The sequence below is a fragment of the Caballeronia sp. DA-9 genome (assembly GCF_051615025.1).
GTDB lineage: Bacteria > Pseudomonadota > Gammaproteobacteria > Burkholderiales > Burkholderiaceae > Caballeronia > Caballeronia sordidicola.
The window spans coordinates 322,558-335,494 of record NZ_CP195133.1; the positions used below are offsets into that span (position 1 = coordinate 322,558).

Below are 12,937 nucleotides of genomic sequence, written 5' to 3' on the forward strand. Positions count from 1 at the left end.
AAGCCGGCGCGAGCCTGGACGAACCGCGCATGTTTCGAGCAGGATCAGCGGCCGAGCGGGATACCGGTGGACTGGATCCATCCCATCCAGTGCGCGAACAGGATGAACAGAAACAGCGAGATCGACAGCCCGACACGCATGGCAAGTGACCACACCATGCGCTTGCTCTTGCCCTTGTCGGTCATCATGAAGTACAGCGCCGAACCCAGGCTCGCGATGATGAGAATGAATGCAATGGCAACGAATATGTGCATGAAAACAGCCAGTTGGCCTAAGAAGTTCAATCCTGTAATTATCGCACTGCAGGTAATGTGCCGCGTGCTGGCTGAAAGTTTTGCCGCGCTCGCGAAGGCCGCCCTATCCGGAAAAACAGCAGGCGCTCTATGAAGATCCGTTTTTGGCCGGCGTTGATCATCCTGATCGTCATGGCGGTGACAATACGCCTTGGTTTTTGGCAACGCGACCGCGCGCATCAGAAAGAGCAGCTCAACGCGCGGATTGTCGCGTTCGAGAATGCGCCAGCGCAACGGGTGGGCGCTGTGCCGATGGCACTGAAAGATATCGAATTCCATCGGGTGATGGCGCGCGGCACGTTCATGCCCGATCAGGTTGTTTATCTGGATAACCGGCCGTATAACGATCAGCCGGGTTTCTATGTCGTGATGCCGCTCAAGCTCGATGACGGCGGCGTGGTGTTGGTTAATCGGGGCTGGCTGCCGCGAAACCTCTCGGATCGTACGGGCATTGAACCGTACGCCACGCCGGGCGGTGAAGTGGAAATCGAAGGGATTGCGCGCGCGAATGCATCGCAGGCTTTTGAGCTTGGACAGGGCGGCTCGGCGGCGAAATTGAAGATTCGACAAAATCTGAATGTAGCCGCCTACGCTGCCGAAACTGGTTTGCCGCTGCAGCCGTTCGTGATCCAGCAAATGAATGACACCGGCGACAAGCTGGTGCGGGACTGGCCGGCGCCCACAACCGGTGTCGATACGAACTACGGCTACATGCTCCAGTGGTGGGGCATGGCGGCGGCTGCGCTCGGCTTTGGGCTCTATGCCGCGCGTCGTGCGGCGAAAAAAGACGAGTCGAAAGATGGCGCGGCGCGCACGCTCGACAGCAACGCATAAAGTACTGAGCGAACCGACCGGCGCTCCTAAACGAATAGAGGCAACATTTTGTCCATGCAAACTCCCCGTCCTTCGCCGTCCGCCGTCAACAAGGCGCGGGCTCAGCAACAGGAACGCACGCCCGGTTCGTGGAACAAGGGCCGCTGGATGCTTGTGCTGCTCGCGTTCGTGTGCGCGGCGCCCGTGCTTGCATCGTATTTCATGTATTACGTGATCAAGCCAACGGGCGGCACGACGAGCTACGGCGCGCTGATCGAACCTCAGCGGCCGATTCCGGAACAACTCGTCGTCACCGATGAACAAGGCAAGCCGATGCCGCTTTCCGCCTTGCGCGGCAAGTGGCTGATGGTCACGGTCAACAGCGGCGATTGCGACGAGAAGTGCGTGACGCGCCTGTTCTTCATGCGGCAGGTTCGGGTGCTGCAATCGGCCGAGCGCGAGCGGGTGGTCAACGTCTGGCTGCGCACCGATAACAAACCGGTTTCATCCGTCATCCAGACTGCGTATCCGCAGCCGGACATGCGCATGCTTATCGCTGATCCGAAAGCCGTCGCTGCGTGGTTGCCGGCTGGCGCGGATTCGAAACTCACCGATCACATTTTCCTCGTCGATCCAAACGGCAATCTCATGATGCGTTTCCCGAAGGATCCGCAGCCCGAAAAGATCAAGGCGGACCTGGCGAAGCTGCTGAAGTGGTCGCGGATTGGCTGAACGGAAACGGCAATAAAGGCGAGGACGTGTTGAGGACCCTGCAGGCATGACTTACGTTTTACAACTTGGCTTGATCGGCATCTGCATTGCATTGCTGCCGCTGTCGTACGTGTGGGTGAAAGCGGACGACAACAAATTCCGCAAGCTGGTCTGGCTGACGACTTTCCTGACGCTCGACCTCGTGATGTTCGGCGGATTCACGCGGCTCACGGATTCGGGTCTCGGCTGTCCCGACTGGCCTGGGTGCTATGGGACGTCGTCGCCATTTATCGCGCATGCAGCAATCACGGCCGCGCATCAGGCCATGCCCACGGGGCCGGTCAGTATCGGCAAGGCGTGGATTGAAATGATCCACCGCTACTTCGCAATGGCGATCGGCGTGTTGATCATCGCGCAGGTGATCATTGCGTGGACGGCGCGTCTGAAGCGGCGTGCGTTGCATGTCTCGCCGTGGTGGCCCACGTCCATCTTGCTGCTGATCGTGGTTCAGGGCGCGTTCGGCGCGTGGACGGTCACCATGAAACTGCAGCCGGTGATCGTGACGATCCATTTGCTGCTCGGTCTCGCGTTGCTGGGTGCGCTTGGCTGGCTGGCGGCGCGCCAGACGCCGATTCCCGCTATCGACCCAAGAGCCGCGCACTGGCTGCCAGCGGCGCTCGTGGGTCTGTTGTTGCTCATTGTGCAGATCGCGCTGGGCGGCTGGGTCAGCACCAACTACGCGGTGCTCGCCTGCACCGACTTTCCGCTGTGCAACGGCGCCTGGATCCCGCCGATGAACTTCGAGCACGGCTTTCACCTGTGGCGCGCGCTCGGCATGACCGGTGACGGCGATGTCATTTCGCAGGACGCGCTGGTCGCGATTCACTGGACGCATCGAACGTTTGCGGTGGTGGTCGTGCTTTATCTGCTGTGGCTCGCGGCGAAACTGCGTCGATTTGAGTCATTGAGAAGACCCGCGAACGGCGTAATGATCGTGATCGTCGTGCAGTTTCTGACGGGGTTGTCGAACATCGTGCTGCAATGGCCGCTGCCTATCGCCGTGGCGCACAACGGCGGCGCCGCCATCCTGTTGCTACTGCTCGTTATGATAAACTTTCGAATCTCTTCCAGCCGTCACGGCCACGCTCTTAGTCCCGCCGTGGGATCGTCTGCCGTCACCCCACGGGACGCCGCACCACTCCCGCGCCAAGCTCCGTGAGTTCCTATGGACAGCACGACACTGATTTCCCCCTCCGGTAACCGCCTCTCGCAATACATGGCGCTGACCAAGCCGCGCGTGACGCAACTCGCGGTTTTCTGCGCGGTGATCGGCATGTTCCTGTCGACTCCCGGCATGGTGCCCTGGACCGTGCTGGTTGGCGGAACGGTCGGTATCTGGTTGCTGGCGGGCGCCGCGTTCGCGATCAACTGCCTGATGGAACAAAAAATCGATGCCATGATGCGCCGCACCGCATGGCGTCCGTCCGCACGCGGCGAGATCACGCCCGCGCAGATCCTGCTGTTCTCGGCGGTGCTTGGCGGCGCGGGCATGTGGACGCTTTACACATTCACGAACGCGCTCACCATGTGGCTGACCATCGCCACGTTTGTTGGCTACGCCGTGATCTATACGTGCCTGCTCAAGCCGGCAACACCGCAGAACATCGTGATCGGCGGCGCGTCCGGCGCCATGCCGCCGGCGCTTGGCTGGGCGGCGGTGACAGGACATGTCCCCGGCGACGCGTGGATTCTCGTGCTGATCATCTTCGTGTGGACGCCGCCGCATTTCTGGGCGCTAGCGCTTTACAGAAGGAAGGACTACGAGAACGCGGGCTTGCCCATGCTGCCCAATACGCATGGCGAGAAGTACACGCGGCTGCATATCTTCCTGTACTCCATCATCTTGTTCGCCGTGACCATGATGCCGTTCATCTCGGGCATGAGCGGCGTGCTGTACCTTGCGTCCGCCGTTGTGCTCGGCGGCATGTTCCTCGGGTACGCGTGGAAGATTTATCGTGATTATTCCGATGCCCTTGCGCGCAAGACCTTCCGGTTCTCCATCGTGTATTTGTCGCTGCTGTTTGGCGCATTGCTCGTGGATCATTACGTGCGCACGGTGATCGGCGTATGAAGTTTTCAGTTCGCGGGATCGTTGCATGGATGGGATTCGCGCTGGTTGCGGCATTGCTCGCCGCGTGCAACAGCAAGCCGGCGTTCACGAATCTCGACATTACCGGCAACACGCAGTTCGGCAGCGACTTTTCATTGCCCGATACCGGTGGCAAGACCCGTACGATGGCCGACTTCAAGGGCAAAGCCGTGGTCTTGTTCTTCGGTTATACGCATTGCCCCGACGTATGTCCGACCACCATGGCGGAGTTGTCGCAGGCGCTCCAGAAACTCGGCGACGACGCCAAGCGCGTTCAAGTGCTGATGGTCACCGTCGATCCAACCCGCGATACCGCGCCGCTGCTGAGCGAATATGTATCGGCGTTCAACCCATCGTTCATTGGCCTGCGGCCTGCGGATAACGCTCAACTCGTGAAAATCACGAAGGACTTCCGCGTGTACTACGCGCAGGTTCCGGGCAAGACGGCCGGCGAATACACAATGGACCATACGGCCGCAAGCTACGTATTCGACCCGCAAGGACGCTTGAGGTTATTCGCTCGCGACGGGCAGGGCGTCGATATCTGGGTTCATGACTTGAAGCTGTTGCTGGATTAAGACTTGGCGTGCCGCGTTTGCGCGAAAAATGGAGAGCCCGTTACAACGAAAGTTGAAACGGGCTTTTTGCATTCAACGCCGGCTATTTCAGGTATTTCTGCAACACCGCGTCAGTTTCATTTCGCTCTTGAAATCCGCAACCGCGAAGCAGCGGCTCAACCAGTTCGTGCTGAAGATCGGGCACGCAGCCGAGCCGCTCATAGCCTGCTTCGACAGCGAACTCCTCGCACGCTTCGAGTAACCGGTGGCCGATGCCTTTGCGTTCTGCATCGGCGTCGACGAACACGATCGCAATCCGTGCATCGGCTGACGCAGGCGCGCAGATCAGCAAAGCCGCGCCCACGCTTACACCCTCTTTTTCCGCAATCCAGCACGCATTGCGCGTGGGATCGGGCGCCGTCAGGAAATCCGCGACGACCTTCGCGGCGCGCATCTCACGAGCCTGCTTCGCAGCCGGGCCGCCGGTCGCGAGCTCGGCTTCGCGTTCGACGATCCAGCCAAAATCACCCGGGCGGGGACCGCGTAGCCGAACGCACGGCGTCTCGAGCGGCAGGGTGAGCAATTTTTCGACGACTTCCATTGATGCCACCAGTTTCGAACTCTCATCCGGCGTCATGGATTCAAGAGCCATCGACACATTGTTGCGCATGCGGGTGCTGGTTGCCGCGAGCGCGCTTTCGCCCGCAAGGGTTAGCGAAACGCGGTGGCTGCGTGCATCGCCGGCAAATGGCGTTCTCCGGATCAACCCGCTGCGTTCGAACTCGTTGAGCATCCGGCTGAGATAGCCCGTGTTGATCTGAAGCGTGCGCGATAGCTCGGCCGCGATCGTCGTACCCGCGTGCATGACCGCGAAAAGCACGCGCCACTCAGTCGGCGACAACGCACTTTGCTCCACGAGTTCGTGTGGCGCCCAGACGTGTTGTGTATAAAACCATTGAAAGCGGCGCACCGCATCCCTCAGACCCTCGCTTGAGTCTCTCCGCATTTTTTGCCTCGTTCCATGTATTCACGCGTCGCGCCGATTTCCCCGGCGATTCGATCGGAATCATTGTGCCGAAAAATAGGATGGCCGTGCGATCCTTGCGTGATACGGCAACTTGCATAGACGTTCGGACGACTATAGTGTGTAGACCAACTGCATTAAAGTGGGCTGTATCCAAGGGTTAGTACTAGTGCAAATCCAAACATGAAACAACAAAATTTTTTATTTAACCTATTGATAATTAACAAGTTTAACGAACTCTGGAAAAATGATTTCGTAAATTGACTGGTATTATTTTGGTTATATAATGGGCTCGCTGATTTAACGGTTACTTCGACAAATCCTATGCAGAATCTGCATACAAGTCATCGTAGAAATTGATCAAAAAGCGTCAATTAAAGTGTCGTTGATCCGGTGGATGGAAGCTTGATCTTCGTCGGCTGAGATGACGCGAAAGATGTCCATAAAAACAATCCGGGGCAAGAAACGCCGTTGCTGGAAACGCCAGATTTGACGTGTTGTGTCGCTGGCAATGCCAGCCTGCTCGCAGCGGGCGCGGCGGCGGTTCGAGCCTTATCACGCGTTGAGCGCCGCCAGCTGGCACTTCTGTGCGAGCGCCCGCGAGCGCGGCCAAGGCGCGTCATGCTGTACGTTTCACGAGAGAGATTCATGCTGAAAGGAAACATCCTGACGACCGACGGCTGGATACACGGCTCGATCGCGTTCGAGAACGGCCGGGTGACGGCGCTTGAAGGAGCGCGCGTGGACCCGAGGACGAATGACGCTCCGTACATCCTGCCGGGTTTTATCGACTGTCACGTGCATGGCGGTGGGGGCGCCGACATCATGGAAGGCGGCGACGCCGCGGCTACCGTTGCGCGCGAACACGCGAAACACGGCACGACCAGCATGCTCGCCACCACCATGACCGCACCCCGCGACGAATTGATGGCGGTGGTTGCCGGCCTGGGTGAACAGGCCATTCGCCGGGCGCCCGGTGGCGCGCGCGTTCTGGGCGTGCACCTTGAGGGCCCGTACATCAATCCCGGAAAGCTCGGCGCGCAGCCCGATGCCGCCGCCGTCGCCGTGCGCGACGAAGTGTTGAAGTATCTTTCGCTCGCGCCTATCCGCGTGGTGACCATTGCCCCTGAAATCTCCGGCCACATTGAAGTGATCCAGGAAATGGCGGCGCGCGGCGTACGGGTGCAACTGGGCCATTCGCTCGGCACATACGACGACGCGGTCAACGCCCTCAAACACGGCGCGCGTGGTTTCACGCATTTGTTCAACGCCATGTCGCCGTTGCATCATCGCGATCCCGGCATGGTGGGCGCCGCGCTCGCACATGCCGAGTACGCCGAACTCATTCCCGATCTTCTCCATGTGCATCCCGGCGCAATTCGCGCCGCGCTGCGCGCCATTCCGCGCTTGTACGTCGTCACGGACAGCACGTCGGCATCCGGCATGCCCGATGGCGAATATCGCCTGGGCAGCCAGCACGTGACCAAGTGCATGGGCGGCGTGCGTCTCGCCGACGGCACGCTCGCGGGCAGCACGCTGACGATGGATCAGGCGCTGCGCAATCTTGTTTCCATCGGCTTGCCAATGGAAGACGTTTCCAATCGCCTGTCACGCTACGCCGCCGACTATCTCGGGCTCGAGGACCGGGGCCGGATTGCGCGTGGCGCGTGGGCGGACCTCGTCGTGTTCGACCGTGAACTGGCGTTGACAGCAACTTATGTAGAAGGTGAATCAATTGTCGAATATGCTTGATGAAGCGCTGGCATCCGCCGACGTGGTGGTTGCCCAGCTTGCCGATACATCCCACATAGAAGCGCTCGCCGCGCGGCTCGCCGAAGAGCCGCGGCACGTTGCGCTGACGGTGGCGCGCGGTTCCTCGGACCACGCGGCCAGTTACTTCGCAGGCCTGACCATGAGCCGCATTGGCGTGCCGGTCGCCTCGTTGCCCATGTCGGTCGCAACCCTGCAGCAAGCGCCTTTGCGTGTGAAGGGCCAACTGGCCGTGGCGTTCTCGCAGTCGGGCAAGAGCCCGGATCTGATTGGCACCATGCAGGCTTTGCGCGACGCCGGCGCACTGACCGTGGCCGCCGTGAATGCGCCCGGCTCGCCGCTCGCCGAAGCATGCGAGTGGAATCTGCCGCTGCTGGCCGGGCCGGAGTTGTCGGTGGCGGCGACCAAGAGCTATATCGCGATGTTGTCGCTGTCGGCCATTGTCATTGCGCATGTGCAGAAAGATGCCGAGTTGCTCAACGCGCTCAAGTCGTTGCCCGACGCCTTGCGCGCCGCCGGCAAGCTCGACTGGTCTCATGCCGTCAGCGAGCTCAGGGACGTCGAGAGCATGTTCGTGATCGGTCGTGGGCTCGGTCTTGCGATCGCTCAGGAAGCGGCGCTCAAGCTGAAGGAAACATCGGGCATTCAAGCCGAAGCGTTCTCCAGCGCGGAAGTCCGGCATGGCCCAATGGAGCTCATCGGCGAAAACTATCCGCTGCTCGTATTCGCGCCGCGCGGACCGGAGCAGGCTGGCTTGATCCAGCTTGCCCGCGACATGCGCGCCCGCGGCGCACGCGTGCTGCTCGCCGCGCCCGCCGATATTCCCGAAGCCACCTTGCCGCTCGTCGAGACCGCACATTTCGCGCTCGATCCCATCGCGGCGATCCTGTCTTTTTATGTGATGGCCGAAGGCCTGGCTGCCGCGCGCGGGCGCAATCCCGACGCGCCGCGCCATCTGGCCAAAGTCACCGAAACCCGTTAATCGAGAGTAATCCGATGCGCCGTGCCGAGGAGTCCCTGTTGAATCATTCCCCTGAAAACCAGAGCGATTTTGTATTGCTCGCGCCGCTTACCGGGCCAATGGTGCCACTCGTTGAGGTGCCGGATCCCGTATTCGCCGACGGCATGTTCGGCGACGGCATTGGCATCGATCCGCTCGCGGGCGTGATGGTCGCGCCGTGCGACGGCGTCATCACGCACCTCGCGCGTACGCACCACGCGGTGACGTTGCGTACGGCACAGGGTGCGGAAATCCTGGTGCACATCGGTATCGATACGGTGGAACTGGCGGGTAAAGGTTTTACGCCGAAGGTCGAGCAAGGCGCGAGCGTGCGCGCAGGCGACGTACTGATCGAGTTCGATGCCGACTACGTTGCGCAGCATGCGCCAAGTCTCGTCTCGGTGATCGCCGTGGCGAACAGCGATGCGTTCGAGGTGGTCAGCCGCGCCGGGCGCGGCATGTTGCGGGCGGGCGAAAGCCAGTTGCTGGTGTTGCGCGGCAAGGATGGTGTAAAAGCCGACGCAGCGCGCAGCACGTCGAACGTCACAGAAGAAGCGCGCCGCAGCGTCACGCTCGGCCAGTCGGGCGGCTTGCATGCGCGGCCGGCCGCGCGCGCCCGCGAAGCGGCGCGCGGTTTCGACGCCAAGGTCGAAGTGCGTTTCAATGGCCGCAAGGCGCCCATAGAAAGCGTGGTCGGCTTGCTCGGGCTCGGCGCGGGAGAAGGCGCGACCGTCGAGTTGCTTGGCGTGGGCGCTCAAGCTGCCGCTGCGGTGGAAGCGGTCGCGGCAGAGTTGCTGCGCGAAGCGCATGGCGAAGTGGAAGAGAAGCCGGCGCGCACGCGTTCGCCAGCGCCGGTTGCCATTGCGCGCGACACAGGAACGCCGCTCGATCCGAATACGCTTGCGGGCGTATGTGCATCGGCGGGGATTGCGGTTGGCAAGCTGGTCCGCTGGGACGACAACGACATCACGCCGCCCGAACAGGCAACGGGCACATCGGCGGCGGAAAGCCGGCTGCTGGACAAGGCAATTGCCGCCATCGACGCAGAACTCGGCGAGACCGTGCGCACCGCTTCGCAGCGCGGCGCGGTGGGCGAGGCGGGTATTTTCGCGGTGCATCGCGTGCTGCTTGAAGACCCAACGCTGCTCGACGCAGCCCGCGACCTGATCAGCCTCGGCAAGAGCGCCGGGTTTGCATGGCGCGAAGCAATCCGCGCGCAGATCGTGCTGTTGTCGAACGTTGAAGATGCGTTGCTGGCGGAGCGCGCCGCGGATCTGCGCGATATCGAAAAACGCGTGTTGCGCGCGCTTGGACTCACGAACACGGCCGCGCGCCAGTTGCCCGACGAAGCCGTCCTCGCCGCCGACGAATTCACGCCGTCGGATCTTTCATCGCTGGATCGCACGCGCGTGACGGCGCTCGTCATGGCGCGAGGCGGCGCGACCTCGCACGCGGCGATCATCGCGCGGCAGATCGGCATTCCGGCGCTGGTTGCCGTGGGCGATGCATTGCACGCAATCCCCGATGGCACGCAAGTCGTGGTCGACGCATCGGCGGGCCGTCTGGAATACGCGCCAACCGCACTCGATGTGGAACGCGCGCGCCTCGAGCGCCAGCGCCTGGCGGGCGTGCGCGAGGTGAACCGGCAGACGTCGCAGGAAGCGGCCGCCACGAGCGACGGCCGGACCATTGAAGTCGCGGCGAACATTGCGACCATCGACGACGCGAAGATCGCCGTTGAAAATGGCGCCGATGCCGTTGGCCTGCTGCGTACAGAACTCTTGTTCATTCATCGTCAGTCGGCGCCGAGCGCGGCCGAACATGAGGAAAGCTATCAATCGATTGTCGGCGCGCTAAGCGGACGCACGGCCATCATCCGCACGCTCGACGTAGGCGCCGACAAGGAAGTCGATTACCTGACGCTGCCGCCGGAAACCAACCCGGCGCTGGGCTTGCGCGGCATCCGCCTCGCGCAGGTGCGCCCCGATCTGCTCGACGACCAGTTGCGTGGTCTGCTCGCCGTGAAACCGTTCGGCACGGTGCGCATCCTGTTGCCCATGGTGACCGACTCGGGCGAGCTCGTGCGCTTGAGAAAGCGTATCGATGAACTCGCGGCCGAGATCGGCCGTACCGATCCCATTCAGGTCGGCGTGATGATCGAAGTGCCATCGGCCGCGCTCTTGGCCGATCAGCTCGCGCAACACGCGGATTTCCTGTCCATCGGCACGAACGACCTGACGCAATACACGCTCGCCATGGACCGCTGCCAGGCAGATCTCGCGGCTCAGGCCGACGGCCTGCATCCTGCGGTCCTGCGCCTCATCAAGGCGGCGACGGACGGCGCGGCGAAGCACGGCAAGTGGGTCGGCGTGTGCGGCGCGCTCGGCGGCGACCCGGTCGCGGTGCCGTTGCTCGTGGGCCTCGGCGTGACGGAATTATCGGTGGATCCGGTTTCGGTCCCCGGCATCAAGGCGCTCGTGCGCAAACTCGATTACCCACTGTGCCGCCAGCGCGCGCTCGATGCATTGGCGCTCGAATCGGCACAGGCAGTAAGAGCAGCAAGCCGCGAAATCTGGCCGCTGGACTAACACGTCCTTCCGGCGGCCAGCCTTCGCGTTCATTAGTAAAAAGAATCGATCGACACCACGTTTCACCTCACGATCAACGACAAGACACTTTTCTTTGGAGAATTCGATGGACGCCAACCCGTTTGCAAAAATGCAGCGACTCGGCCGCGCGCTGATGCTGCCGATTGCGGTGCTTCCGGTGGCCGGGCTGCTATTGCGCCTTGGTCAGCCGGATGTCTTCAACATCAAGATGATCGCCGATGCAGGCGACACCATCTTCACCAACCTGCCGCTCTTGTTCGCCATTGGCGTGGCAGTGGGTTTCGCGAAGGACAACAACGGTACGGCCGGCCTGGCTGGCGCGATCGGTTACCTGATCGAAATCGCGGTGATGAAGGACATCAACGACAAGCTCAATATGGGCGTGCTGTCGGGGATCGTTGCGGGTTGCGTGGCCGGGTATCTCTACAACCGGTACAAGGACATCAAGCTGCCTGAGTACCTCGCGTTCTTCGGAGGGAAACGCTTCGTGCCGATTGTCACGGGGGTGGCGTGTCTCGTGCTCGGCATTGTCTTTGGCTATATCTGGACGCCCATTCAGGCGGCTATCGATGCAGCCGGCGGCTGGCTGACGGGTGCGGGCGCTATTGGCGTGTTCGTGTTCGGCGTGCTGAACCGGATCCTGCTGGTAACGGGCCTGCACCACATCATCAACTCGCTTGCGTGGTTCGTGTTCGGCTCGTACACGCCAACGGGCGGCGGCGCAGCGGTGACGGGCGATCTGCATCGCTTCTTCGCCGGCGATAAAACCGCTGGCGGCTTCATGACGGGCTTCTTCCCGATCATGATGTTCGGCCTGCCGGCAGCGTGTCTCGCCATGTTCCATGAGGCGCCGAAGGAACGTCGCGCCGTTGTGGGCGGCTTGCTGTTCTCCATGGCGCTCACCGCATTCCTGACGGGCGTGACCGAGCCGATCGAGTACAGCTTCATGTTCCTCGCGCCGGTGCTGTATGCCATCCACGCCGTGCTCACGGGTTTGTCGCTCGCAATCTGCTCGGCCTTGGGCATTCACCTTGGCTTCACGTTCTCGGCTGGCGCAATCGACTATGTGCTGAACTACGGTCTTTCGCAGCGCGGCTGGTTGGCCATTCCAATCGGCCTGGTCTACGGCCTGGTCTATTACGGCCTGTTCCGCTTCTTCATCCGAAAGTTCAACATGGCGACGCCGGGTCGCGAGCCCGCAACGACCGACGCCGAAGTGGAATCGTTCGATAACACCGGCTTCGTTTCGCCGACGGCGGGCGCAAGCGTGCCGCGCGCAGTGCGTTACATCGCAGCCTTGGGAGGCGCGTCGAACCTGACGCTCGTCGATGCCTGCACGACCCGTCTGCGTCTTTCCGTGGTGGATGCAGAGAAGGTTTCGGAGCCGCAATTGAAGGCGATTGGCGCACGCGGCGTGTTGAAGCGCGGCGCGACGAACGTGCAGGTGATCATTGGACCGGAAGCCGATCTCATCTCCGATGAAATTCGTACCGAACTCGAACGTTCGTCGACACGCGGCGCGACGCCGGCCTCGTCCACACCCGCTGCGGCTGTTCCGGTGGCGGCAGTTCCTGTCGGCGAACAAGGCCCGCTCGATCCGGACCCCGTGCGCTGGCTCGCGGTGTTCGGCGGCGCGACGAACGTCGCTTCACTCGACGCCGTTGCTACCACGCGTTTGCGTGTGGTCGTGCGCGATCCGTCGTCGGTTGATCGTCAACGCTTGTCGGCGCTCGACGTGGCATGGGTTTCCGCCGATACGTTTCACATTGTTGTAGGTAACGCGGCTCCGCGTTACGCGGCCACGCTGGCTAAGCGTCTTTCTCCTGGCAATGGAGCTTCGCCGCTGCCGGCGTGATGTCATTGGAATGTCCGGCGATTGATACATAGGCGTATTAATCGTGTATTAATCGCCGAATATGTAAATCTGTGCGCACGGTCAGTGCGCACGTTTCATTTTTCCTCGGATTACTTTCAGACCCGGCATGGCGAAAGCCATGATCCGGGTCTATTA

Annotated in this window: 12 protein-coding genes; 10 read left to right on the forward strand and 2 right to left on the reverse strand. The window is 61.6% G+C overall.

The annotated features are described in order from the left end of the window. Positions 1-44: 44 nt before the first annotated feature. Positions 45-254 carry a twin transmembrane helix small protein gene (locus ACRWA7_RS17690; protein ID WP_060817322.1) on the reverse strand — a complete coding sequence of 70 codons (210 nt, stop codon included), beginning with the start codon at positions 252-254 and terminating at the stop codon, positions 45-47. Here ACRWA7_RS17690 and ACRWA7_RS17695 point away from each other — a divergent pair. The 6 genes from ACRWA7_RS17695 to ACRWA7_RS17720 are packed head-to-tail and all read left to right on the forward strand — an operon-like array spanning position 253 to position 4,544. Next, positions 253-387: a hypothetical protein gene (locus ACRWA7_RS17695; protein ID WP_438395215.1), complete on the forward strand. Its 135-nt coding sequence runs from the start codon at positions 253-255 to the stop codon at positions 385-387. The two genes, ACRWA7_RS17690 and ACRWA7_RS17695, sit on opposite strands and share 2 nt — an antisense overlap. Next, positions 384-1,127, forward strand: a complete 744-nt coding sequence (locus ACRWA7_RS17700) for an SURF1 family protein (RefSeq protein ID WP_438395216.1) — start codon at positions 384-386, stop codon at positions 1,125-1,127. Before ACRWA7_RS17695 ends, ACRWA7_RS17700 begins: the two co-directional genes overlap by 4 nt. Before the next feature lie 48 nt (positions 1,128-1,175). Then, positions 1,176-1,838: an SCO family protein gene (locus tag ACRWA7_RS17705; RefSeq protein WP_438395218.1), complete on the forward strand. Its 663-nt coding sequence runs from the start codon at positions 1,176-1,178 to the stop codon at positions 1,836-1,838. A 46-nt stretch (positions 1,839-1,884) separates the two neighbouring features. Next, positions 1,885-3,036 (forward strand): COX15/CtaA family protein, encoded by a 1,152-nt coding sequence (locus ACRWA7_RS17710; RefSeq protein ID WP_438395219.1) that lies wholly within the window; start codon positions 1,885-1,887, stop codon positions 3,034-3,036. Positions 3,037-3,042: 6 nt separating this feature from the next. Further along, on the forward strand, positions 3,043-3,948 hold the full coding sequence (gene cyoE / locus ACRWA7_RS17715; RefSeq protein WP_438395221.1) for a heme o synthase: 906 nt from the start codon (positions 3,043-3,045) through the stop codon (positions 3,946-3,948). Beyond that, on the forward strand, positions 3,945-4,544 hold the full coding sequence (locus ACRWA7_RS17720) for an SCO family protein (RefSeq protein ID WP_438395223.1): 600 nt from the start codon (positions 3,945-3,947) through the stop codon (positions 4,542-4,544). The genes cyoE and ACRWA7_RS17720 overlap by 4 nt, the downstream gene beginning before the upstream one ends. Positions 4,545-4,626: 82 nt before the next feature. Here the strand turns inward: ACRWA7_RS17720 and ACRWA7_RS17725 are convergent, their stop codons facing one another. Next, positions 4,627-5,529 carry a bifunctional helix-turn-helix transcriptional regulator/GNAT family N-acetyltransferase gene (locus tag ACRWA7_RS17725; protein WP_438395224.1) on the reverse strand — a complete coding sequence of 301 codons (903 nt, stop codon included), beginning with the start codon at positions 5,527-5,529 and terminating at the stop codon, positions 4,627-4,629. Positions 5,530-6,195: 666 nt separating this feature from the next. Here ACRWA7_RS17725 and nagA point away from each other — a divergent pair. The 4 genes from nagA to nagE all read left to right on the forward strand — a co-directional run bounded on the left by nagA (position 6,196) and on the right by nagE (position 12,781). Then, positions 6,196-7,299: an N-acetylglucosamine-6-phosphate deacetylase gene (nagA, locus tag ACRWA7_RS17730; RefSeq protein WP_060817315.1), complete on the forward strand. Its 1,104-nt coding sequence runs from the start codon at positions 6,196-6,198 to the stop codon at positions 7,297-7,299. Further along, on the forward strand, positions 7,292-8,299 hold the full coding sequence (locus ACRWA7_RS17735; RefSeq protein WP_060817314.1) for an SIS domain-containing protein: 1,008 nt from the start codon (positions 7,292-7,294) through the stop codon (positions 8,297-8,299). The genes nagA and ACRWA7_RS17735 overlap by 8 nt, the downstream gene beginning before the upstream one ends. Positions 8,300-8,313: 14 nt before the next feature. Further along, positions 8,314-10,905: a phosphoenolpyruvate--protein phosphotransferase gene (ptsP, locus tag ACRWA7_RS17740; RefSeq protein WP_438395225.1), complete on the forward strand. Its 2,592-nt coding sequence runs from the start codon at positions 8,314-8,316 to the stop codon at positions 10,903-10,905. Between the two features lie 106 nt (positions 10,906-11,011). Further along, complete coding sequence (gene nagE, locus ACRWA7_RS17745; RefSeq protein ID WP_060817312.1) at positions 11,012-12,781, forward strand: N-acetylglucosamine-specific PTS transporter subunit IIBC; 1,770 nt, start codon at positions 11,012-11,014, stop codon at positions 12,779-12,781. Positions 12,782-12,937: the final 156 nt, after the last annotated feature.

Bases quoted from the DNA above. Each gene is read 5' to 3' on its own strand.
- ACRWA7_RS17725 (WP_438395224.1), bottom strand. From the start codon at position 5,529: ATGCGGAGAGACTCAAGCGAGGGTCTGAGGGATGCGGTGCGCCGCTTT.
- ptsP (WP_438395225.1), top strand. From the start codon at position 8,314: ATGCGCCGTGCCGAGGAGTCCCTGTTGAATCATTCCCCTGAAAACCAG.
- ACRWA7_RS17710 (WP_438395219.1), top strand. From the start codon at position 1,885: ATGACTTACGTTTTACAACTTGGCTTGATCGGCATCTGCATTGCATTG.
- nagA (WP_060817315.1), top strand. From the start codon at position 6,196: ATGCTGAAAGGAAACATCCTGACGACCGACGGCTGGATACACGGCTCG.
- ACRWA7_RS17735 (WP_060817314.1), top strand. From the start codon at position 7,292: ATGCTTGATGAAGCGCTGGCATCCGCCGACGTGGTGGTTGCCCAGCTT.
- cyoE (WP_438395221.1), top strand. From the start codon at position 3,043: ATGGACAGCACGACACTGATTTCCCCCTCCGGTAACCGCCTCTCGCAA.
- ACRWA7_RS17700 (WP_438395216.1), top strand. From the start codon at position 384: ATGAAGATCCGTTTTTGGCCGGCGTTGATCATCCTGATCGTCATGGCG.
- nagE (WP_060817312.1), top strand. From the start codon at position 11,012: ATGGACGCCAACCCGTTTGCAAAAATGCAGCGACTCGGCCGCGCGCTG.
- ACRWA7_RS17695 (WP_438395215.1), top strand. From the start codon at position 253: ATGAAAACAGCCAGTTGGCCTAAGAAGTTCAATCCTGTAATTATCGCA.
- ACRWA7_RS17720 (WP_438395223.1), top strand. From the start codon at position 3,945: ATGAAGTTTTCAGTTCGCGGGATCGTTGCATGGATGGGATTCGCGCTG.
- ACRWA7_RS17690 (WP_060817322.1), bottom strand. From the start codon at position 254: ATGCACATATTCGTTGCCATTGCATTCATTCTCATCATCGCGAGCCTG.